Here is a 22830-nt window from a genome sequence, read left to right as displayed (position 1 = left end):
CCCGGCGGCGGCGCCGCCGCCGCGACCAGGCCCGCGCGTTCGCCGGACGGCTCGCCGCCGCGCACCCCATCGGGGCGGCCTGGAGCGACTGGATGCGCCCGGAGACCGTCGTGTGCCGTTGCGAGGAGACCACGTACGACACGATCTGCCGCGCCGCCGGCGACCAGGCGAGCGGCTCCGCGCGGGCGGTGAGGCTCGGCACCCGCGCCGGGCTCGGCCCGTGCCAGGCCCGCATCTGCGGCCCCACGGTCGCCGAACTGCTCGCCCGGCGCGGCATCACCGCCACCCCGCACCACCGACCCGTCGCCCAGCCCATCCGGCTCGGCGAGCTGGCACGACCCCCGCACGAGGAAGAGAGCGGCTCATGAGCACCGACACGATCAAGAGTCTCGGCGGCGTCATCGTCGCGACGGCGCTGCCGTACCGCGAGGACGCCTCGGCGCCCGCCGGGCTTGCGGTCGACTACGACCGGTTCGCCGAGCACTGCCGCTGGCTGGTCGACAACGGCTGCCGCGGCGTCGGCCCGAACGGCTCGCTCGGCGAGTACTCCTCGCTGACCGACGAGGAACGCCGCCGGGTCGCCCGCACCGCGGTCGAGACGGTCGGGGATGACGGCGTCGTCGTCGTGGGCGTGCACGGCCCCGGTGCCCACCAGGCCAAGCACTGGGCCGAGCTCGCGGCGGAGGACGGCGCGGACGGCGTGCTGTGCCTGCCGCCGACGATGTACCGAGCCAACCGCGGCGAGGTCATCGCCCACTTCGAGGCCGTCGCGTCGGCCGGCCTGCCGGTCATGGTCTACAACAACCCCATCGACACCAAGGTGGACCTCACCCCGGACCTGCTCGCCGAGATCGCGCAGATCGACGGCATCGTCGCGGTCAAGGAGTTCTCCGGTGACGTCCGCCGCGTTCTGGAGATCAGGGAGAAGGCCCCCGGGCTGGAGGTCGTCGCGGGCGCCGACGACGTGACCCTGGAGGCCCTGCTGATGGGCGCCACCGGCTGGTTCGCCGGATTCCCCAATGTCTTCCCGGCCGAGTCGGCGCTGCTCTACGAGCTGGCGACCACTGGCCGGCTGGCGGAGGCGCGGGCGCTGTACGAGCCGCTCGTCGCCGCGTTCCGCTGGGACTCGCGCACCGAGTTCGTGCAGGCCATCAAGCTCGGCATGGAGCAGGTCGGCCGGTACGGCGGTCCCTGCCGCCCGCCGCGCGGGCCGCTCACCCGCGAACACCGCGAGCAGGTCACCGCCGACATGGCCCGCGCGATCACCGCGCTCGGGAAGCGGAAGGCCGCCTGATGCGCTCGGTCCGGACCCTCAGCGCCGTCGACTCGCACACCGAGGGCATGCCGACCCGGGTCGTCACCGGCGGGGTCCCGCCCATCCCCGGCGACACGATGGCCGAGCGGCGGCGTTACGCGATGGAGCACCTCGACGGGCTGCGGCGCTTCCTGATGGACGAGCCGCGCGGGCATTCGGCGATGAGCGGCGCGCTGCTCCAGCCGCCGATCCACCCGGATGCCGACTGGGGCGTGGTCTACATCGAGGTCAGCGGCTTCCTGCCGATGTGCGGGCACGGCACCATCGGCGTCGCGACCGTCCTGGTCGAGACCGGCATGGTCGAGGTCGCCGAGCCCGAGACCATCGTGCGGCTCGACGCCCCGGCCGGGCTGATCGAGGCCCGCGTGGCGGTGCGCGACGGGCGGGCGGAACATGTCACGTTGCGCAACATCCCCTCGTTCTGCCTGGAACAGGACGCGGTGGTGGACGTCCCCGGGCTCGGCGAGGTCCGGTACGACATGGCGTACGGAGGCAACTTCTACGCCATCACCGACCTGGAACCTCTCGGCCTGCCGTTCGACAGGGCCCGCAAGGACGACATTCTCAAGGCCGGTCTCGACATCATGGCGGCGATCAACGAGCAGAACCGGCCCGCCCACCCGGTGGACCCGTCGATCGGCGGCTGCAAGCACGTGCAGTTCCTGGCGCCCGGCTCGGACGCCAAGCACTCGCGCAACGCGATGGCGATCCACCCCGGATGGTTCGACCGGTCGCCGTGCGGCACCGGCACCTCCGCGCGGATGGCGCAGCTGCACGCCCGCGGTGAGCTGCCGCTGGACACCGAGTTCGTGAACGAGTCGTTCATCGGCACCCGGTTCATCGGCCGTCTGACGGGCACGGCCGAGGTGGGCGGAATTCCCGCCGTCGTCCCGGAGTTCTCCGGACGTGCCTGGATCACCGGGACCGCCAACTACATGCTCGATCCGGCCGACCCCTTCCCGGAGGGTTTCGTCCTCTAGCGTCATGTGACGAGCCCGTCGAGAGTAAGCACAGACGAAGCAGCTCACATGCAAGCAAGCGCACACGCAAGCAAGCCCAGAAGGAGCACCTCATGACCACGCCGGACCAGGCCGCCACAGCCGCCGCGGCAGCTGCAAGCCCGTGGGCCGCGGCGCCGCCCGACACTCGGGCCGCGACGCTGGCGGCGGTGGCCGACGCCCTGGAGGACGCGCGGGCCGAGCTCGTCGCGCTGGCCGACGAGGAGACGCATCTGGGGGAGACCCGGCTGAACGGGGAGCTGACCCGCACCACGTTCCAGCTCAGGCTCTTCGCCGACGAGGTCCGCAAGGGCGAGTTCCATGACGCCCGCATCGACCGGCCCGACCCGGACTGGTCCACCGGTCCACGCCCTGACCTGCGTCGTTACCGTACGGCGGTCGGCCCGGTGCTGGTCTTCGCCGCGAGCAACTTCCCGTTCGCGTTCAGCGTCGCGGGCGGCGACACCGCCTCGGCGCTGGCCGCCGGATGCCCGGTCATCGTCAAGGCGCACCCCGGCCATCCACGGCTGTCCCGCCGCACGGCGGAGATCATCAGTGCGGTCGTGCCGGAGGGCGTCTTCGGCCTGATCGAGGGCGAGCAGGAGGGCGTCGAGGCGCTCCGCCACCCGGCGATCACGGCTGCCGCGTTCACCGGGTCGCAGCACGGCGGACTGGCACTGGCCCGCATCGCGGCGGAACGGCCCGTGCCCATCCCGTTCTACGGCGAGCTGGGCAGCGTAAATCCCGCCGTGGTCACGGCACAGGCGGCCAAGGCACGCGGTGAGGAGATCGCCAAGGGCTACGTAGGATCGCTCACGCTCGGCGCCGGCCAGTTCTGCACCAACCCCGGCCTGCTCTTCGTGCCCGCGGGTGACGGCATCGTGGACCGGATCGCCGAGCTGGTCGGCGCGGTGGGCGCCGCCCCGATGCTGAACGACCGCATCGAGGCCGGCTACCTGTCCACCGCTGACACCCTCGCCGGCCGCCCGGGCGTGCGGCGGCTGGTCTGGTCGGACGGTGCCGGGCCACGCCTGCTCACGATGGGCCTGGCGGACTTCGCCGCGGACAAGGACGTGGCGGGCGAGGAGTGTTTCGGCCCGCTCGGCATGGTGGTGACGTACGAGGACCTCGCGGACGTCACCGGGCTGCTGGCGTCCATGCCCGGCCAGCTCACCGCCTCCCTGCACGGCGAGGAGGGCGAGGCGCCCGAGCTCGCCGCCCTCGCGGCGGTGCTCACCGACCGCAGCGGGCGCGTCCTCTGGAACCAGTGGCCCACGGGAGTCTCCGTCACGCACGCGATGCAGCACGGCGGCCCGTTCCCCGCGACGACCACGCCCGCGACCACCTCGGTCGGCACCGCCGCGATCGAACGGTTCCTGCGCCCGGTCACCTACCAGGGCATGCCCCAGGAGCTCCTCCCGCCGCCCCTCCGCGACGACAACCCGTGGGGCGTCCCGCAACGCCGCAACTGACCGCGATTCTGAACGCGAGCGGGAAGGAGGGGCGCGTTCGGGCGGTTGGCAGGTGGGCGGCCTGCGATCACTTTATGATCGCAGGTCGGGGTATGGACCACCGGGGAGCGCCACCGGCGCTCTCCGGGATATGCGGGGAGATGAGTGGGTTATGGCTGATATCACCGAATCATCCGAGTGGTCGGCGCTGGCCGAGCACCACCCGACGTTGGCCGGGACGCACCTGCGCGAGCTGTTCGCCGGTGACCCCGGGCGGGCGGACCGGATGGCGGTGAGCGCGGGCGACCTCTACCTGGACTACTCCAAGCACAGGGTGACCGATGAGACGATGCGGTTGCTGCTGGCACTGGCCGTGCGGGCCGGGCTGCGGGAGCGCATCGACGCGATGTTCGCCGGCGAGCACATCAACGTCAGCGAGGACCGGGCGGTGCTGCACACGGCGCTGCGGCTGCCCCGCGACGCGCGGCTGAACGTGGACGGCCAGGACGTGGGGGCCGACGTGCACGCCGTGCTGGACAAGATGGCGGACTTCTCCGGGCGGGTGCGGTCGGGGGAGTGGACGGGCTTCACCGGCAAGCCGATCCGCACCGTGGTCAACATCGGCATCGGCGGCTCCGACCTCGGCCCGGCGATGGCGTACGAGGCGCTCAGCGACTACGCCGACGCGGGGATCTCCGCCCGGTTCGTGTCCAACATCGACCCGGCCGACCTCTCCGGGAAGCTCCGGGACCTGGACCCCGAGCAGACCTTGTTCATCGTCGCCTCCAAGACGTTCGGCACGCTGGAGACGCTCACCAACGCCAAGGTCGCCCGCGAGTGGCTGGTCGCCGCGCTGGGCGACGACAAGGCGGTGTCCCGGCACTTCGTGGCGGTGTCGACGAACGCGCAGCGGGTCGCCGACTTCGGCATCGACACCGACAACATGTTCGGGTTCTGGGACTGGGTGGGCGGCCGTTACTCCTTCGACGGAGCGATCGGCCTGTCGTTGATGATCGCCATCGGGGCGGACCGCTTCCGCGAGATGCTCGCGGGCTTCCACACCATGGACGAGCACTTCCGCACCGCCCCGTTCGAGCAGAACATGCCGGTCCTGATGGGCATGCTCGGCATCTGGTACAACGACTTCTTCGGCGCCCAGACCCGTGCCGTGCTGCCGTACAGCCAGCGGCTCGCGCGCTTCCCCGCCTACCTCCAGCAGCTCACGATGGAGTCCAACGGCAAGTCCGTGCGCGCCGACGGCGCCCCCGTCGTCGCCCAGACCGGCGAGATCTTCTGGGGCGAGCCCGGCACCAACGGCCAGCACGCCTTCTACCAGCTGCTCCACCAGGGCACCCGGCTGGTGCCCGCCGACTTCATCGGCTTCGCCGAGCCGTTCGAGGACCACACCGCCGGCGGCGCGGGCATGCACGACCTGCTGACCGCCAACCTCCTCGCCCAGACCTCCGCCCTCGCCTTCGGCAAGACCGCGGAGGAGATCGCCGCCGAGGGCACCCCGGCGGCCGTCGTCTCGCACAAGGTCATGCCGGGCAACCGCCCCACCAACACCATCCTCGCGCCCAAGCTGACGCCCGCCACCCTGGGCCAGCTGGTCGCCCTCTACGAGCACATCGTGTTCGTCGAGGGCACGATCTGGGGCATCGACTCCTTCGACCAGTGGGGGGTCGAGCTGGGCAAGGTCATGGCCATGGACCTGGCGCCCGCGCTGACCTCTCCGGAGCCGCCCGCCGACGCGCCCGACCCGTCCACGGCGGCGCTCGTGCGCCGCTACCGCGAGTGGCGCGGCCGCCCGGCCTGAGCCGTCCGGCCTGAACCGCGGCCCTATGACGGGCGATAAGCCCGGACGACGGCAACGACGGCAATGACACCGGCACAATGACAAGGCCCGCCGGATCGGGTAAAGACCGGCGGGCCTTGTCAGCGGAACGGGTCAGGCGTTGGCGGGAAGGGATCAGGCGCGCTGCGGCCCGGTCAGCCCCTGGGTGTCGAGCAGCGCCCGGAGTTCCGGGTAGGAGATGAAGCCGTCATGGTTGGTGTCGGTCTTCTCGAAGCGGTCCTGCACTTCGTGCCGTGCCCAGGACAGCCCCAGGCTCTCCAGCACCATCGTGAACTCCATCAGGTCGAGCTTCTCGTCGCCGCCGAGGTCCGCCCGCGTGAAGACGGTGAAAAGTTCGTCCTCGGTCGGTTCAGTGGTCACTCGCGACTCCTTTTTTCGATGCAATATGTCCGCATCATGCCATAGTGCTGTTTCCTTTACTTGAAGGAATCGCCGACGGTTTATGAATCTTCCGGCTCGACCTGAGGGCCCTCGGCCGGGCCCTGTTGCCCCTTTGATCGCCGTTGCGGGGTGGGGCCGGGTTCGAATTCGAAGGCCAGGTCCTCACCGCTCAGCTCATCTCCCTGCGGGCGGGATCCGGGAACGTCCTCCGCCGCCCCCCGGCCCTCGCCGGAACGGCCTTCGGGACGCTCCTCACGATCGTGTCCACGGGACTGTTCACCGTCCCTCGCGCTGCCGTCGCGGATTCCGGTGTCGTCGGACGGCAGCGCCGAACCCTGCCCGTAGGAACGCTCTGCCGGGTTGTCCTCTGCCTTGGGCATCGACGCCTCTGTGGGAGATCCGGCCGATCCGGGGGTGTCGTCGATCCGCTGGCTGTGCGGGCCTGTCGGCTCGTGTGCCAGGGATTCCTTTTTGTGCTCGTCCATCCCGATGACGTGCCCTTTCATGGGCATCTCATGCAGCCCGCCGGACATGGGGTCAAGCTTTACCCTTGGCTGCGTCCTCCCCGGTCGCCGCTCGTTTCCCTGGCTCCTGGCGCGTGTCCTCGAGGGTGGCTCTGGCCTTCTCGCGGCGGCCGAGGACGAGCAGGGTGGCGACGGTGGCGGCCAGCGCGACCACGGGGACGGCCCAGACGGACGCGCCGCCGACGACGGGGTCGAGTCCCTTGAGCAGCCAGGCGATCGCGTACCAGTCGGGGTCGGCGAGCGTGGCCAGCTCGGGCGCGGTCGACTCGTACATGCCCCAGGTGACGGCCTGGCCGATCGCCAGGATGAGGCCGGTCAGAACGCCGCCGAGCACCGCGCCGCGCCAGCCCGCGACGACGTTGCCGAAGAGGGCGGCCGCGCCGCCGACGAAGAAGAGCATGATCATGGGCGGTGCGAGGGTGAACCAGCCCGCGGCGGCGAAGACGCCGAGGCAGGCGAGGAACACCGCGGTCGCGGACACGAAGCCGAGCATCACCGCCGTGGGGGCGACGGGGAAGACGGTGGGCGCGTCGAGCGCCGGGCGGGTGCCCGGGATCACCTTGTCGCTGAGGCCCTTGAACGCCGGGACGATCTCCGCGAGGAACATGCGCACCCCGAAGAGCAGGATCGCGATGCCGCCGGCGAAGCGCAGCCCGACCAGGAGCCCCCACACCCACGGCGACAGCTTGGGGTCCATCTCGGCGGCCAGCTTGGTGACCACCGCCTGGTCGGCGAGCGCGACCGCGACGAGCATGATGGCCGAGATCACCAGGGCCGTGGAGACGTTGATGTCCTTGAAGAACGACAGCTGGCGCGGGAGCTTGAGCTTCTCGGTGTCGTGCTTCTCGCGGTCGCCCAGGGGGCGGGCGGCGAGGCCGGTCACCAGGCACGCGAGCGAGCTGGTGTGCGCGTACCCGAACCGGTCGTCGGGCATGACCCTGCGCATCAGGGGCCGCATCCACAGAGGCTGCAGCGTCCAGTAGGAGGCGACGAAGCCCGCGCCGCACAGGACCAGGGTGAGCTGGTCGGCGTCGGGGGCGATCGTGACCAGCGAGGCGACGGTGACCGTGCTGATCCAGAACATCAGATGGCCGGTCAGGTAGAGGTACCGGGCCGCCGGGAAGAGCCGCACGATCAGCACGTGGACGAGGAACGCCACCGTGATCACGAGCGCGACGGTGCCGCCCTGCTCGGCGAGGAAGCCGGTCAGCGTGTTCTTGGCCTTCGGCGGCTCGGTGCCCATCGCGTTCGCGAGCACGGTCTGGAAGCTGGTGAGGCCGCCGACGAAGACGTCGACGCCGATGAAGAGGATGACGACGCCGATCGTGGCGCGCAGTGCGCCGGCGAGCGTGTCCTCGAGGCGCTTGCGCTGCAGCAGCAGCCCCGCGAGCGTGATCAGGCCGATGAGGATGGGCACCTGGCCGAACACGTTGTCGGCCAGGAAGGTGAGGATGTCCTTGACGATGTCCACAGTGGCGTCACCTCGGGATTCAGGTGCGCGCTGTCGCCCCCGTCAGCGCGGGTGGAACGGTGGGGGTCGATGACGGCTGTCAGGTGGTCAGGCCGACGGCGGCCGCAGGTCGAGCTCGAGCCGGTAGCGGTCGCCGCGGTAAACGGAGCGGACGTACTCCAGGGGCCGGCCGCGCTCGTCGCGGGTGACCCGTTCGAAGAGGAAGGCGGGCGTGTGCACCGGCACGCCGAGGTCGGCGGCCTCCTCCTCGGTGGTGACGGTCGGCTCGATGGTCTCGGTACCGGAGGCGATGACGATGCCGCGGGAGCGCAGCAGGTCGTAGAACGAGCCGCCCTCGAGATCCTCCCTCCGCAGGCCGGGCAGCAGTTCGGTGGGTGTGCAGAGGGTCTCGATGGCCATCGACGCGCCGTCGGCGAGCCGCAGCCGGCGAATGGTAAATACCTCTTCGACGGGTGAGACCGACAGCCGGCGGCCGATCTTGGCGCCGGCCGACGCGGTGCGGAACGAGAGCACCCGGCCGCCCGGTTTCATCCCGCGCCGGATCATGTCCTCGGTGAACGAGGTCATGGTCAGCGGCACCGCGATCCGCGGCTCGGCCACGTACGTGCCGCTGCCGTGCCGCCGGTCGAGCAGGCCGTCGGCGACCAGATCGTCGATCGCGGCCCGGAGCGTCGGCCGGGAGACGCCCAGCGTCTCGGCCAGCCGGCGCTCCGACGGCAGTGCGTCGCCGACGTCGAGGCCGTCCAGCATCGCGAGGAGCTCGCGGCGGACCGTCCGCCTTTTGGTGTTCGCAGCGCCGTCGTCACCAGCGGTCGTCATGCCGTTCACCCCCTGCGGTGCCGTTCGGTTGGCGGGTGCCGTTCGGTTGGCGGCAACGGTAAGGCCAGTGCGGCCGAGTGGTCAATACCACTTTTGTGAACATCTGTGCCTGGTGCCGGGCGGGGGCGTGGGTTAGCGTCGCGAAGGATTCGTCTGGATCTTCGCAGCGCCACGTGAGGAGATGACGGAACATGATGGAGACGGTGGCATGAAGACGTTCACCCGAGGCGTCGCTGCCCTCACCCTGCCCCTCGCCCTGGTCGCCGCGCCGGCGGCCCACGCGGCTCCCGGGAGCGGAACCGGCACCGGCGCAGACGCCGGCGGCTGGCGGCTGGTCGCGGCGGAGCCGTTCAACCGGCACGTGGACGACCGGCACGCGGCGTGGTTCCGCGACGACGACGGTCCCGCCAGCCCCTACAACGTGGACGTCTACGACAACGACGGCGCCTTCTTCGAGACGGTCGGCGGTCCCGCCTTCCGCGAGCAGCTGGCGAAGGTGAACACCTACCGCAAGTCGTTCAGCTTCGGGGCCCGCGGCTGGCTCACCGCCGAGCTCGCCGCCCGTGACGAGGACGGCGACGGGAAGCCCGACGCGCCCCCGACGCTGGTGACCCGCGACGGCGTCGCGCGCATGGACGAGCCGAGCCACAAGGGCGGCGTGCTCGTCCGCTCGTCCAGGCCGCTGCCCGCCGAGTACCGCGTCGAGATGACGTTGCGCGGGCTCGACTTCGGCGGCCAGCGCGGCGGCTCGTGGGACTACCCGGACGGCCGGATCAACGGCTACTCGCCGGAGGGATGCAAGACCAACCATCCCTGGGCGTCCGGCGGGGACTTCTCCAGGCCCGAATGCTCATGGTTCGATGTGCGTACCGACGCCAACGGGTTCTACTACCTCGGCATCATGGACTACGCGCGCCCGGCTCCGCACAACAACGTGTTCATCCACACCCACCGCAAGGTGGCGATGGACTCCTACAACCGTTACAAGTACACCGGCACCGGTCTTCGCGTGTGCAACCCGGTGACCAAGCAGTACGAGCCGTACGGCGCCAGCACCGGCAACGGTGTCAACGCCATCTTCATGACCGATGACCGCCGCTACGCCAACCAGCCGGGCACCGAGTACCTCATGGAGAGCGAGTGCGGCTTCGCCAAGGGCAAGGCGATCGTCTCCCAGGTGGACCTGCGGCCGGAGCTGTTGCCCGCCGAGCCGTACACGTTCGCCATCGAACGCCGGAACGGCGCGTACACCATGGAGATGTCGGGCAACTTCGCCCACGTGGGGCAGGCCACGTTCCGCTACACCAGGTCGTTCGTGCAGGACGGCGAGCCGATCTGGCACTACAACCAGAAGGCCGAGGACTACGACGGCCGCTTCAACGCGGAGTGGACCTGGAGCGGCCCCGGCGGGACGCTCGTCGACAAGGACACCTGGCCCGCCGGATCGGCGTACCCCGACCACTTCATCATCGGCGACCCCCACATGAACTTCTACGAGGGCGACGCGCAGATCGACGACGTCCGCCTCTTCGTCCCGGAGAAGTAGCCCGTTCCGGAGGCGGAGACCCCACCTGCTGAAAAGGAGCCGCACGTGGTCCTGGAACCGGTCGGTCGGAGAGGTCGCAGAGGCCGGGGAGCTCGACGAAGAGGCACGCTCGGCACGGTGGTCGCCGCCGTGCTCGGCCTCGGCCTCGTCACGGCGTGCGCGCCGGGCTCGGACGGCGACAAGCCCGCGAGCAAGGCGCCCGCCGCGGTCAGCACCGACGTCGCCAAGGCGGGCAACGTCACGCTCACCGTCTGGGATCAGGAGATCCAGGGCGGGCAGCGCAAGCAGATCGAGACCCTGAACGCCCGGTTCCAGGCCAGATATCCCAACGTCAAGATCAATCGGGTGGCGCGGTCGTTCACCGACCTGCAGAAGACCCTGCGGCTCGCGCTCTCCGGCGACGACCCGCCCGACGTCGTCCAGGCCAACCAGGGCTACGCCGCCATGGGCCAGGTCGTGAAGGGCGGCCTGCTCCTGCCGCTCGACTCCTACGACCAGGTCTACGGGTGGAAGAAGCGCTATCCGAAGGGCCTGACGGACCTCAACAGCGTCACCCCCGACGGCACGTCCATCGGCGGGGGCAAACTCTACGGCGTCTCGCTGAACGGGGAGATCGTCGGCATCTACTACAACAAGGACAAGCTGGCCAAGATCGGGATCCAGCCGCCGAAGACGTGGGCCGAGTTCGAGCAGGCGCTCGGCACCGCCAAGAGCAAGGGGGAGCTGCCGCTGGCGTTCGGCAACCTGGAGAAGCTCCCTGCGATGCAGATGTACGGGGTCATCCAGGACCAGACGGCGGGCAAGGAGGCGGTGCGCAACCTCGTCTTCGGCAAGAGCGGCTCCTGGACCGACCAGCCGAACGTCCAGGCGGCGCAGAAGCTGGCCGACTGGGCCGAGCAGGGCTACCTCACCAAGGACGCCAACGCCATCAAGTGGGACGACACCCCGGTCAACTTCGCCAAGGGCCAGGGCGTCTTCATGGTCGGCGGCACATGGTGGGCCGCCGACCTCAAGGACAAGCTGGGCGACAAGGTCGGCTTCATGCTGCCGCCGCCTGCGCAGGCCGGCGGGGCGCCGGTCACGATGGGCGGGGAGAGCCTGCCGTTCTCGATCACGGCGAAGTCCAGACATCCGGACGTGGCGGCCGCCTACATCAACTTCATCACCTCGCCTGAGGCGATGGACGTCTCCGTCGAGACCGGCAACCTGCCCGCGCTGGCACCTCCGTCCAGGCAGCCGGACGGCACGGTGATGAAGGAGATCGCCGCCGCGTGGGCGGAGCTGAGCAAGAGTGACGGGATCACCCCGTACATCGACTACGCGACGCCGAATCTCGCCGACACCTTCGGCGGCCCGCTCCAGCGGCTCCTCGCAGGGAAGGCGACGCCGCAGCAGGCGCTGGGCGACGCGCAGAAGGACTACGCCGAATTCCTCAAGAAGAAGTGACGCCCGCCAAAGACGACTCCCGCAGTGGCAGACCTCCCGGTGAGCCGCGCAGCATCGGCTGGCTTTACGTGCTGCCCGCTCTGCTGGTGTACGCCGCGTTCCTGCTTTGGCCTCTCGTACGCGGCTTCTGGTTCTCGCTGTACGAGTGGGACGGCATCAGCACCGGCACCTGGGCGGGGCTGTCCAACTACACCAAGACGCTGACGGACCCGTCCCTGCGCGGTGCGTTCGGGCACGCCCTGATCCTCATCGTCTTCTACGCGGTCATCCCGTGCCTGATCGCGTTCGTCCTCGTCGGCGCGGTGTCGCGGACCCGGATCAGAGGGCTTGCGTTCTTCCGGACGGTGCTGTTCCTGCCCCAGGTCGTGGCGATGGTCGCCGTGGCGGTCGCCTGGCAGTGGGTCTACTCCCCGGACGGCCCGGTCAACTCCGTGCTGCGCGGCCTGCACCGGCTCGGGTTGCCGGACTGGTCCCGGGGCTGGCTCGGCGACTTCACCTTCGCGCTCCCGGCGGTCGGCCTCATCGGCACCTGGGTCGAGATCGGCCTGGCGATGGTCCTGTTCCTGGCCGGGGTGCAGAAGATCCCGCGCGAGCTGTACGAGGCGGCCCGCATCGACGGGGCGGGCCCGGTCCGCGAGTTCCTCGCGGTCACGCTGCCGGGGCTGCGCCGGGAGCTCGCGGTCGCGCTGACGCTCACCGTCGCCGCGGCACTGCGGAACTTCGACCTGATCTTCGTGACCACCAAGGGCGGCCCGGGGGAGGAGACCAAGGTCCCGGCGTACGAGGTCTACAACCGGGCGTTCAACACCGGTGAGGTCGGGCTGGCGTGCGCCATCGGCATCACGCTGGCCGCGCTCATCTTCCTCCTCACCGCCGGCATCAGCCGCCTGGCCGAGGGGAGGGGCGCGTGACCCGCCTGGTCATGACCGGACGCCAGGAGCTCGTCCTCAACCACGCGATCCTCGTCGTGTTCGCGGTCATCGCGGTGTTCCCGCTGGTGGCCGTTGTGGCGCAGGCCTTCCAGCTGCCGGGATTCGACCTGTCGACCTTCCGGGAGGCGTGGCGGGAGGGGCACTTCGCGACGTACATGCGCAACAGCCTCATCGTCACGGCCGCCACGGTCGCCGCCGCGACGGTCCTGTCGATCATGGCGGGATACGCGCTCGGCGTGCTGGCGCCGCGCGGGTCGGGCGTGCTGTTCCTGCTGTTCCTCGCCGGGCTCACCATCCCGACCGAGGCCGTCGTGATCCCGCTCTACTTCGACCTGCGCTCGCTGAACCTGGACAACACCTACGCGGGCGTGATCCTGCCGCAGATCGCCCAGTCGGTGGCGTTCGGCACGTTCTGGATGCGCGCCTACTTCCGCGCCTGCCCGCGTTCGCTGATCGAGGCGGCCCGGATGGACGGGGCGTCGAGCTGGACGACGTTGTGGCGCGTGCTGGTCCCGATGGGCGGGCCCGCGATCCTCACCATGGTGCTGCTCACCTCGATGTGGACCTGGAACGAGTTCCTGCTGCCGCTGGTGATCCTCAACTCCGACGAGGGGCTGCGCACCGCCCCGCTCGGGCTGTCGTTCTTCCAGGGCGCGCACCAGACCGACTACGCGCAGCTGATGGCCGGGGCGCTCATCATCGCGGCGCCGATCGTGGCCGTCTACGTCTTCCTGCAACGGCGGTTCATCGCCGGAATGCTCTCGGGGGCCATCAAGGAGTAGGAGTACCCCATGAGGAGACTCGCCCTGCCCGCCGCCGCCCTCCCCGCCGCCCTCGCTGCCGTTCTCGCGGGAACGGCCCTCACGGCTGTCCCGGCGCACGCGGCGCGCCCATCCGAGAAGGGCCGGCTGGACGTCCTGTTCGTCGGGGCGCATCCCGACGACGAGGCGAGTGGCCTGTCGACGTACGGCCAGTGGAACGAGTTCGACGGGCCGTACGTCAGCAGGGCCCGGGTCGGCGTGCTCACCGTCACGCGCGGGGAGGGCGGCGGCAACGCGGTCGGCACCGAGGAAGGCCCGCCCCTCGGACTGCTGCGCGAGGACGAGGAGCGCCGTGCGGTCGGCAAGGCGGGCATCAAGGACGTGCACTACCTGGACAAGGTCGACTTCTACTACACGGTGAGCGCGCCCCTGGCGGCGAAGTCATGGAACCACCAAGCCACGCTGGAAAAGGTCGTCCGCCTGGTACGCGAGACCCGGCCGGAGACGATCGTCACCATGGAGCCGGCGCCGCTGCCCGGGCAGCACGGACATCACCAGGAGGCCGCGCGCCTGGCCATCGAGGCCTACTTCGCCGCTGCCGACGCGAAGGCCGGCCCCAAGGACGCGCCGCGTCCCTGGGCCGCGCGACGGCTCCTGATCACAGGCGGGGCGACCGGGCCGACCGGTCCGTCCTGCGTCACCGACTTCACACCGTCGGACCCCAGCGCCAGAGTCATCGGCGTCTGGGGCGGCCGGGCGTCGCCGCGCAACGGCGGGAAGACCTGGGCGCAGGTGGAACGCGAGGCCCAGCGGGTGTACGTGAGCCAGGGCTGGGGCGGACGTCCCGATGTCCCTGCCGACCCGGCCGAGATCGGATGTGACTACTTCACCGAGGTGCACAGCCGTGAACGACCCGCACCTTCCAAGCCTGAATCCGGACCCGCTGTCACCGGAGAGCAGGAGCCGCTGCCTCGCGTCGCCGACTTCGACGCCTGGGCGCGGAGGACCGGAGTGCCCGGTCTCATCGGCCGGATGAAGCGGGTGCTCACGCTGGGGTCCGGCCAGTCGCGCAAGGTGCGGATCGATCTGACCAATACCTCGTCCTCCGCTCAATCCGGCACCGTCAAGCTCGACCTGCCGACGGGATTCGCCGCCGACACCGCCGGCAAACCGTACGAACTGGCCGCCGGAGCCAAGGGTGCGGTGACCTTCACGGTGGAGAACACCGATGCTTCGCTGCCGACCTCTGACCAGGGCGGCGTGAACGGAGACCACGACTACACGATCACCACGACCAGCGGCTCCGCCCCGCCCGACGTGCGGAAGGCCGCGCTGGAACTCGTGCCGGTGGCGGCGCTGCCCAAGGCGGGGACGGCGCCCCGCACCGACGGGAAGGAGGATCCCGGCGAGTACTCCGGTCCCACGCTGGACCTCTCCCGCGTCTGGGAGGGCGGCGCCTGCGAGTCGTCCGCCGACTGCTCGGCCACAGGCAAGGTGACGTGGACCGGCGACGCTCTGCACATGCTGGTGAACGTGCGTGACGACAAGCGGGGCACCGTGCTCGGGGCGGACGACTGCAAGCGGCACTGGCGCACCGACTCCGTGGAGATCGCCGTCGACCCTCGCGGCGACTCCGAGAACACCTCCACCACGTTCAAGACCGGCATCTTCCCGGCGATGGCCGACGGCAAGCCGTGCTTCGAACGCGACGCGGACCACCATCAGGGACCGGGCAAGGAGACCGCGCCCGGCATGGAGGTCGCCGCCACCGTCTCCCAGCCGTACGCCGGATACACGGTGGAGACGAAGATCCCGTTCACGGCGCTCCCGGCCGCGGTCGACCCCGCCCGGATGGCGCTGAACGTCTTCGTCTACGACTCCGACACCCAGGACAAGACCGGCCAGACCCGCCTCGGCTGGTCCACCTGGGGCGGTGTCCAAGGTGATCCGTACCGATGGGGGCTCACCACGCTCCCCGGGCACGTCCCGCCGCCGGGCCTGCCGGACACGGCCCCACCTCCGGTGATGCCGGCCGAGGCGGCATTGTCGCAGAACTCGCCGCTCTCGATCATCCAGGCGGCCGAGACGGGGATCCCGCTCGCCGGTGGCCGGGCGGCGCCGTGGTGGGACACCGCGCGGATCACCGGGAGGCCCGCCGTCTCCGGCGGCGGGACGACGTTCCGGTTGCGGTCGACCGGCCCGGGCACGGCCCACGCCTACGTCTGGGACGGGAAGATCCTCGGCAGGAAGAAGATCGTCGTCCGGCGGGCAGGGCTCATGACCGTGACCGTTCTCGCCGCACCGCTGCCGCACCGCGGAGTCCTGGCCGTGGCGTTCGAGGCCAAGGCGGGCGGCACCGCGAGCAGCACTGCCCGGCTGGGCGGCTGACGATCGGCCGATCGCCCCCGGCTGAGGACTCAGCTTTCGAGCGATCCGCGTGCGCGGTACTCCTGGGGGCTGAGGCCGCGGACGCGCTTGAACGCCGTGCTCAGCGCGAAGGCGCTGCTGTAGCCGACCTTGCGGGCCACCGCCTCCAGGGTGCTGTCGGTCTCGCGCAGCATGTCCGCGGCCTGCGCGAGCCGCAGCCCCGTGAGGTACGCCATGGGCGGCTCGCCGACGAGCTTGCCGAAACGCTGGGCGAGCGCCGCGCGGGAGACGCCGGTCTTCGCGGCGAGCGAGGCGACCGTCCACGGATGGGCCATGTCGTCGTGGAGCAACTGGAGCGCCGGACCGACGACCGGGTCGCCGTGCGCCCTGTACCAGCCCGGCGCGTTCGCCCCCGGCCGGTCGAACCAGGCCCGCAGCGACGAGATCAGGAGCAGGTCGAGCAGCCGGTCGAGGACGGCCTCCTGACCGGGGTCGTCCTTGCCGATCTCCTGGCCGAGGAAGGTGAGGAGGGTGTTGTCCCAGGCGTCCGACGGCAGCACCACCAGCGGCGGCAGCGCCGCCAGCAGCCGCTGGGTGATCTCGCCGCGCATGTGGTACGTGCCGATGAGCAGCACCGACTCGCCCTCGGCGCTGTTGCCCCAGGTGCGGACGCCCAGCGCCATCTTCTCCCGGAGCGGCTCGCCGTAGAGCGTCGTGCACCTGTCACCGGGGTGGATCACCACCTGCGGCGGTGTCCCGCGGTCGTCGGCGACCGTGTAGTGCCCCGGCCCGCTGGTGATCGCGATGTCTCCCGCGCCGAGCCGGAGGGCGTCGCCGCCGTCCGGGATCACCCAGGCCTCGCCCTTGACCACGGCCATCAGGCAGAGGGGCGCCTCGTCCTCGATCCGCAGGGACCAGGGCGGGTCCAGCATGGCCCGCAGCATGAAGGCCCCCCGGGCCCGGGGCCCGTCGAGGAGATCGGTCAGCGCGTCCATGGGCTCACATTAAAACGCAGATCGGACGTATGACGCGCTAGTCGCAACCGAGGGTGGACGCGGCGTGCAGCACGTCCGCGACGACGGCCGGGTCGCCCTCCGCCCGGTGCGGGAAGTCCCCGGGTCTGCGGCGCCCGGCGAGCAGGCGGCAGAAGTCCTCGGCGTCGGCCGTGATGGTGACGTCCGGGGGGCCCGGCTCGCCGCCCGGCGCCAGCGGCACCGCCCACTCGCCCGAACCCGGGCCGGTGAGCACCAGGCGCGCGGTGGAGCCCGGGTGCTCGCGGCCGAGCACGCGCAGGGCCCGGGGGAGCAGCCCGGTCCCGAGCTCGACGATGAGCCGCAGGTGCTCGGCGGGCGGCGGGACGGAAGGCCGGCCGGCGACGGCGCGGATGTCGTCCGCGTGCGTCCAGGTCTCGAAGGTCCGCTGGACGAGCGCGGAGCGCGCGGAGGCCCGGACCGGCCGTGCGCCGGCGAGGGAGGCCTCCCGCTCGAGCAGGGCGACATCGCCGGACACGCCCTGGACCACCGCCCGCGCCTGCGCGTGCCAGGCGTCGTGGTGGCCGTGCCGGACGGGTCGCGGCAATCCGAGGTCGGCGGCGAACCTGGCGTCGTTGCCGGTCAGGTGGGCGATCAGCTCCCGCACCGAGCGGTAACGCTGGAGCGGCGTCCGCCACACCTCCGGGCTCAGCGACATCAGCAACTCGTCCATCAGCGCGACCTGCGCCGCGTAGGCCTCGGCGAGGCCCGCCACCGTTCCCACCGCGGCACCCGGAGCGCGCAGGCGGCGGGCGGCGGCCAGTATTCGCGGGCGGAGCGCCGCGGGCGGCGGCTCCTCGGCCGCCACCGCGAGCAGCGTCGTGGCGCCGTGCAGGCGTGTCGCCTCCGCGGTGCAGCGCGCGCAGTCCGCGACGTGGGCGGAGATGAGGGAAGCCTCGTCCGCCGGGCACGCGTCCAGTGCCCAGGCGGCGAGCGACCCGTCCACGTCCGGATGTCCAATCCCGCTCATCCCGGCCTCCTCCTCAGACGGTACGCCCCCGGAGGCGCGGGCAGAAGGCCTTGCCGCCTGTCGGCTACCTGCCGGCCGGGTAGTGCGGGTAGGACTCCTTGAACACACCCTGGTGCAGAAGGACCTCGGCCACCGGCGTCCCATCGGTCTCGGCCGTGATCGTTGTGCGGATCCATGCGGACTCGGTGCGGCGGCTCTCACCGAGGGCGACGACCTCGCGTTCGAGGATGTACGGCTCGTCGACGAAGACCGGCCCGGCCAGCATGCGGATCTCCAGGTCGAGGAAGAGGCCCACCGAAGGCTCGGCCTTGGTCAGCCCGGACTCGCCGAACGTCGCCATGGCCAGCACGCTGACCATCTCGAAAGGCACGATCGGGCGGCCCCAGGGAGTGTCAGCCGACTCGTACCAGGAACTGGGCTCGGTCATCGAGGCGAGCTTCTGGCGGAGCGTGAACGGATAGAGGTCGCCCATGTGGGTGTCGGCCGCCATCCGCACGTGCTCCGGCTTGGCGCCCTTGCGGCCGGGCGTCCAGCCGGCGTGGATCACGGGGTCGGCGGTGGGAGCCCTGTTCTTGGCGAGCCGTTCGTCCAGCGCGGTGGGCCCGGCGTCGGGGCCGAGGGTGGCCGTGCCCGACAGGACCACGGTGCCGTCCGTCTTCTCGGTGCGCACGTGGGCGCGGGACGGAGCGGGGCCGTCCATTGTCACCAGCGCGCGGGTCTCCTCGCCCTCGGTGCAGATGGCCTGGAAATGCGCGCTGAGACAGCCGGTCTCGAACCAGCGGCGCCCCCACACCATCGCGAGCAGGGGGTCGAACTGGCTGAAGTGCGTCGGCCCCTCGATGGCCGCCCCCGCGACGCCGAGCCGCTGCGCGGTCGTCTCGTCATGGATGCTCGCGTGGTCGCCGTAGGTCTGCTCGCTGAGCATGTTGCGCGGCGCGCGCAACGGACCGGACACCTCGATCGGGGTCCCGAACATTGACACCTCCATGGGGGCTCAGCGGCATGGCTCATCAGCGGCATGGCTTATCAGCGGCATGGCTCAGCGGTCGGCTGCGGTGCCGCGGAGACCGTCCAGGAACAGATCGACGTAGTGCGCGGCGATGGCCTCGGCCTTCAGCCGTCCGCCCGCGTGGTACCAGGTGGGGATCTGGTGCACGGCGCCGAAGAAGAAGTGCACGGCGAGATCGGCGGGCGGCTCGGTGCGGAAGGCGCCCGCGCGCTGCCCCTCCTCGACCAGCCCCCGGAAACGTTCGTGGTAGCGCCGCCGCTCGGCGCGGACGGCCTGCTGCCGCGTGGCGGAGAGCATGTGCATGGAACGCCAGAAGACGGTGAAGTCGTCCAGGTGCAGGAAGCTCGTCTCGAGCACGTCGAGAGCGGCCGCGCGCAGCCTCTCCTCGGGACCGCCCGGCCCGTCGGCGATGCGCTCCAGCCGGCTCATCTGCATCGCGAGCAGCCGGTGATAGATCTCGTAAAGCAGATCGTCCTTGGCGCCGAAGTAGTGGTACATCGCGCCCTTGGTGACGCCCGCAGCGTCGACGATCTCCTGGACCGACGTGCTGGCGTAGCCCTTTTCGGCGAACATGCGGGTCGCCACGGCGAGCAGCCGGTCGGGGATCGGCAGCGCCGCCCGTCCTGCCGGTCCCGCCTGTGTCTCCGTCACTCCGCACCTCCAGCCGGCCTCTCGGCGATCAGCCTACCGGGAACATTCCGTCATTGACGCGGCCCTTTCCCAGGCTTACGGTACCGACCAGTCGGTATGTGCTGAACAACGGATGACGTCCACCCCCGGAGAAACGGTCATGATTTCCAGCACCATGCAGGATTTCCCGCTGTCGATCGCCGCCATCCTGCGCCACGGCTCCCGTGTGCACGCGGCCGCCGAGTGCGTCACCTGGACGGGTGAGGGAGCACGCCACACCGGCTATGCGCGGATCGCGGAGAACGCCGAACGGCTCGCCGCCGCGCTCACCAGGCTGGGCGTGCGCGAGGGGGACGCGGTGGCGACCTTCTGCTGGAATCACCAGGAACACCTGGAGGCCTATTTCGCCGTGCCCGCCATGGGGGCGGTCCTGCACACCCTCAACATCCGGCTTTTCCCGGAGCAGCTCGCGCGCATCGTGAATCACGCCGAGGACGAGGTCGTCATCGTCGATGACAGCCTGGTGCCGCTCCTGGCGCGGGTCATGGACGAACTGCGCACCGTCAACGCGTTCATCGTCGTCGGCAAGGGAGACGCGTCCGCGCTGGAGGCCAACGGCCGGGGTGTTCCCGTGCTGCGCTACGACGACCTGGTCGAGGCCGAGGCGCCCGGATATGCGTGGCCGGAGATGGACGAACGTGCGGCGGCCTCCATGTGTTACACGAGCGGGACGACCGGGGACCCCAAAGGCGTGGTGTACTCGCACCGTTCGACGTTCCTGCACGCGCTGGCGGTCCAGTCGGCCTCCCTGGAGGGCATCACCGCGGCCGACCGTGTGCTGGCGATCGTCCCCATGTTCCATGTGAACGCCTGGGGCTTGCCGTACGCGGCGTTCCTGTCCGGCGCCACGCTCCACATGCCTGGCCGGTTCTTGCAGCCGGACCATCTCACGCGGTTCATCAAGGCCGAGCGGACCACCTTCGCCTCGGCGGTGCCGACGATCTGGAGCGCCATCCTGGAGCACGGGACAGGTCAGAAGATCGACCTGTCGTCGCTCCGGGTGGGCACGTCCGGCGGGGCCGCGGCGCCCCGCGCGCTGCTCGAACGGTTCGAGGAACGGCATGGGTTGCGCATCGTCCAAGGCTGGGGGATGACCGAGACGAGCCCGCTCGGCGGCATGGCGATCCCGCCGCCCGAGGTGCCCCGCGGATCGGCCGAGGACCTGGAGTGGCGGCTGAAGTCCGGCCGGGTCGCGGCGGGCGTGGAGATGCGGCTCGTCGACGACGCGGGCGCGGAACTGCCCTGGGACGGCACGTCCGTCGGCGAGATCGAGGTGCGCGGGCCGTGGATCACCGGGTCGTACCACCGCGATCCGGCACCGGAGAAGTTCCACGACGGATGGCTGCGGACCGGCGACGTCGGCACGATCGACGAGCGCGGCTACTTCCAGATCACCGACCGTGCCAAGGACGTCATCAAGTCCGGCGGTGAGTGGATCTCCTCCGTCGAGCTGGAGAACCACCTCATGGCGCACCCGGCCGTGCTCGAGGCCGCCGTCATCGGCGTCCCCGACCCTCGCTGGGACGAGCGTCCGCTCGCCTGCGTGGTGCTGCGCCCGGGCAGCACGGCGACCGCCGCGGAACTGGCGGGTTTTCTCGACGGCAAGGTGGCCCGTTGGCAGGTTCCAGAGAACTGGGCCTTTCTTACCGAAATTCCCAAAACCACCACCGGGAAGTTCGACAAAAAGCCGCTGCGGGCAGACCATCGCGACGCGGCGTTGAAGGTCGAACGCGTTGAACGCTGAATAGTGCGGGAGCCCGGCTCGCCGGCCGCCGACCTCCAGGAAGGGAGAGCCTCATGCAGCGACGCCCACGCAGGTTCCTCGTTCTTCTCACCGGACTGGTGCTCGCGGCCGGCGGCCTGGCGCCTCCGGGCGTCGCCTCCGGTGGGTCGACTCCGGACGACCAGCCGTTGCCCGGCTACACCATCGTCAATCCGCCGCTGCCGCCCGCGACCGTGCACGGCCGTCCGTCCCGGGTGCTGCAAGGGGTCCACCGGCACGCGGCCTATGACATCGAGGTCCCGCCCCAATGGAACGGCGAGCTCGTCATGTGGGCGCACGGGTACGCGGGCCAGGGCAAGGTGCTGACCGTCGCGCCGCCTCCGTTCGGCCTGCGCCAGAGGCTTCTGGACCAGGGGTACGCCTGGGCGGCGTCGTCGTACTACGCCAACGGTTACGACGTGCGCGCGGGAGTCCTGAGCACGCACGCCCTGGCCCTGCGGTTCGGCAGCCTGGTGCGACGGCCTCACCGGACGTTCATCATCGGCGCCTCGATGGGCGGCCACATCACCGGCCGGTCGCTGGAGCAGTACCCGCGCTTCTACGCGGGCGGCCTGCCGATGTGCGGGGTGATGGGCGACAACTCGCTCTTCGACTTCTTCCTGGACTACCACCTTGTCGCCCAGGGCCTCGCGGGCATCCGGGCCTACCCGCCGGGCCAGGACTATCTGTCCGTCACCGTCCCGAAGATCCAGCGGACGCTCGGCATCGACACGCTGCCGCCCGGCGCGACCGACATCGCCAACCCGCTGGGCAGGCAACTGCGCGCCATCACCGTGAACCGGAGCGGCGGGCAGCGGCCTGGCGCCGACAGGGCATTCTCGTTCTGGCAGAACTTCCTGTTCTCCCAGGGAGGGCCTGCCGAGGGGACGGTCGCCGAGGATCCCGGCCAACTGGCGACGAACCTCCGCGCCCGCTACGTACCCAACACCCCCGTCGACATCAACCGCACCGTGCAGCGGGTCCGCCCGGAGAACGTGCGCGCCCGTTACTCTCCGTTCCTCACCCAGTCGCCTCAGATCTTCGGCGTCCCCAATGTGCCCGTGCTGAGCCTTCACAACCTGGGTGACCTGTTCGTTCCGTTCTCCATGGAACGTGCGTACCTCGCGGACGTCTCCCGGCACGGGCAGTCCAAGCTGCTGGTACAGCGTGCCATCCGGAGCACGCAGCACTGTGAGTTCTCGGCGGCGGAGGCGGGAGCGGCATGGGACGACCTGAGCCGGTGGGTGCACCGCGGGCAGCGGCCGGCTGGCGATGACCTGAGGAACCCCCAGGTCATCGCTGCCGCCGACTACGGCTGCCGGTTCAGCGATCGTGACGCCCATGCGGCGGGGAGCGGAACGCGGAGGCTCTACGCTCCGTGTCCGTAACCGAGTGGTGGCCGTATGTGGCCGGTGACGCTTTGGCTCATCGCATTGCTCTCAACGGTGCATTGGATTGAAATGTTGCACCGTCCGGAGCGTGACGTGGCGCTCCCTGTAGCT

Annotated in this window: 20 protein-coding genes; 12 read left to right on the top strand and 8 right to left on the bottom strand. The window is 70.7% G+C overall.

The window, feature by feature from the left end:
* The 5 genes from F8566_RS48130 to pgi form a co-directional block, all read left to right on the top strand.
* A partial coding sequence (locus F8566_RS48130; RefSeq protein ID WP_192810270.1) for a (2Fe-2S)-binding protein occupies window positions 1-368 on the top strand: 368 nt, incomplete at its 5' end.
* Window positions 365-1294 (top strand): dihydrodipicolinate synthase family protein, encoded by a 930-nt coding sequence (locus F8566_RS48125; RefSeq protein ID WP_151570948.1) that lies wholly within the window; start codon window positions 365-367, stop codon window positions 1292-1294. The genes F8566_RS48130 and F8566_RS48125, both read left to right, overlap by 4 nt.
* Window positions 1294-2295, top strand: coding sequence for a proline racemase family protein (locus tag F8566_RS48120; protein WP_151570946.1), 1002 nt, complete (start codon window positions 1294-1296; stop codon window positions 2293-2295). The genes F8566_RS48125 and F8566_RS48120 overlap by 1 nt, the downstream gene beginning before the upstream one ends.
* 92 nt (window positions 2296-2387) lie before the next feature.
* Window positions 2388-3785, top strand: a complete 1398-nt coding sequence (locus F8566_RS48115) for an aldehyde dehydrogenase (NADP(+)) (RefSeq protein ID WP_151570944.1) — start codon at window positions 2388-2390, stop codon at window positions 3783-3785.
* A 151-nt stretch (window positions 3786-3936) separates the two neighbouring features.
* On the top strand, window positions 3937-5580 hold the full coding sequence (gene pgi, locus F8566_RS48110) for a glucose-6-phosphate isomerase (RefSeq protein WP_151570942.1): 1644 nt from the start codon (window positions 3937-3939) through the stop codon (window positions 5578-5580).
* Between the two features lie 153 nt (window positions 5581-5733).
* Here pgi and F8566_RS48105 read toward each other — a convergent pair whose 3' ends face one another.
* The 4 genes from F8566_RS48105 to F8566_RS48090 form a co-directional block, all read right to left on the bottom strand.
* Complete coding sequence (locus F8566_RS48105; protein ID WP_151570940.1) at window positions 5734-5979, bottom strand: EF-hand domain-containing protein; 246 nt, start codon at window positions 5977-5979, stop codon at window positions 5734-5736.
* An 80-nt stretch (window positions 5980-6059) separates the two neighbouring features.
* The gene (locus F8566_RS48100) at window positions 6060-6506 is read right to left on the bottom strand and encodes a hypothetical protein (RefSeq protein ID WP_151570938.1); all 447 of its coding nucleotides are present in this window, start codon (window positions 6504-6506) and stop codon (window positions 6060-6062) included.
* A gap of 31 nt (window positions 6507-6537) precedes the next feature.
* Entirely contained in the window at window positions 6538-7995 is a 1458-nt protein-coding gene (locus tag F8566_RS48095) for a PTS ascorbate transporter subunit IIC (RefSeq protein WP_151570936.1), read from the bottom strand.
* 87 nt (window positions 7996-8082) lie between these two features.
* On the bottom strand, window positions 8083-8814 hold the full coding sequence (locus F8566_RS48090) for a GntR family transcriptional regulator (protein ID WP_151570934.1): 732 nt from the start codon (window positions 8812-8814) through the stop codon (window positions 8083-8085).
* Window positions 8815-9022: 208 nt separating this feature from the next.
* On the opposite strand from F8566_RS48090, the gene F8566_RS48085 reads away from it, so the two are divergent.
* From F8566_RS48085 to F8566_RS48065, 5 genes are all read left to right on the top strand, one after another.
* Window positions 9023-10360, top strand: coding sequence for a hypothetical protein (locus F8566_RS48085; protein WP_151570932.1), 1338 nt, complete (start codon window positions 9023-9025; stop codon window positions 10358-10360).
* A gap of 117 nt (window positions 10361-10477) precedes the next feature.
* Window positions 10478-11806 (top strand): extracellular solute-binding protein, encoded by a 1329-nt coding sequence (locus F8566_RS48080; protein WP_151570930.1) that lies wholly within the window; start codon window positions 10478-10480, stop codon window positions 11804-11806.
* Complete coding sequence (locus F8566_RS48075; protein WP_151570928.1) at window positions 11803-12717, top strand: carbohydrate ABC transporter permease; 915 nt, start codon at window positions 11803-11805, stop codon at window positions 12715-12717. The genes F8566_RS48080 and F8566_RS48075 overlap by 4 nt, the downstream gene beginning before the upstream one ends.
* Complete coding sequence (locus tag F8566_RS48070) at window positions 12714-13520, top strand: carbohydrate ABC transporter permease (RefSeq protein ID WP_225994203.1); 807 nt, start codon at window positions 12714-12716, stop codon at window positions 13518-13520. Before F8566_RS48075 ends, F8566_RS48070 begins: the two co-directional genes overlap by 4 nt.
* Window positions 13521-13529: 9 nt before the next feature.
* Window positions 13530-15887: a sugar-binding protein gene (locus F8566_RS48065; RefSeq protein WP_151570926.1), complete on the top strand. Its 2358-nt coding sequence runs from the start codon at window positions 13530-13532 to the stop codon at window positions 15885-15887.
* Window positions 15888-15916: 29 nt separating this feature from the next.
* On the opposite strand, the gene F8566_RS48060 is transcribed toward F8566_RS48065, so the two are convergent.
* The 4 genes from F8566_RS48060 to F8566_RS48045 all read right to left on the bottom strand — a co-directional run bounded on the left by F8566_RS48060 (window position 15917) and on the right by F8566_RS48045 (window position 19527).
* Window positions 15917-16861: an AraC family transcriptional regulator gene (locus tag F8566_RS48060; RefSeq protein ID WP_151570924.1), complete on the bottom strand. Its 945-nt coding sequence runs from the start codon at window positions 16859-16861 to the stop codon at window positions 15917-15919.
* A 37-nt stretch (window positions 16862-16898) separates the two neighbouring features.
* On the bottom strand, window positions 16899-17867 hold the full coding sequence (locus F8566_RS48055) for a maleylpyruvate isomerase family mycothiol-dependent enzyme (RefSeq protein WP_192810268.1): 969 nt from the start codon (window positions 17865-17867) through the stop codon (window positions 16899-16901).
* Window positions 17868-17931: 64 nt separating this feature from the next.
* Window positions 17932-18843, bottom strand: coding sequence for a hypothetical protein (locus F8566_RS48050; protein ID WP_225994202.1), 912 nt, complete (start codon window positions 18841-18843; stop codon window positions 17932-17934).
* Window positions 18844-18906: 63 nt separating this feature from the next.
* Window positions 18907-19527, bottom strand: coding sequence for a TetR/AcrR family transcriptional regulator (locus F8566_RS48045; protein ID WP_225994201.1), 621 nt, complete (start codon window positions 19525-19527; stop codon window positions 18907-18909).
* A 139-nt stretch (window positions 19528-19666) separates the two neighbouring features.
* Here F8566_RS48045 and F8566_RS48040 point away from each other — a divergent pair, with 139 nt between their 5' ends.
* Both F8566_RS48040 and F8566_RS48035 read left to right on the top strand, forming a co-directional pair.
* Window positions 19667-21310, top strand: coding sequence for a long-chain fatty acid--CoA ligase (locus tag F8566_RS48040; protein WP_225994200.1), 1644 nt, complete (start codon window positions 19667-19669; stop codon window positions 21308-21310).
* A 53-nt stretch (window positions 21311-21363) separates the two neighbouring features.
* Entirely contained in the window at window positions 21364-22716 is a 1353-nt protein-coding gene (locus F8566_RS48035; protein WP_151570918.1) for a hypothetical protein, read from the top strand.
* The last annotated feature ends 114 nt before the right edge of the window (window positions 22717-22830 follow it).

Source organism: Actinomadura rudentiformis (genome assembly GCF_008923185.1).
Lineage (GTDB): Bacteria > Actinomycetota > Actinomycetes > Streptosporangiales > Streptosporangiaceae > Spirillospora > Spirillospora rudentiformis.
Note: the sequence above shows the minus strand (reverse complement) of the source record. Positions and strands in the feature narration are given on the sequence as shown.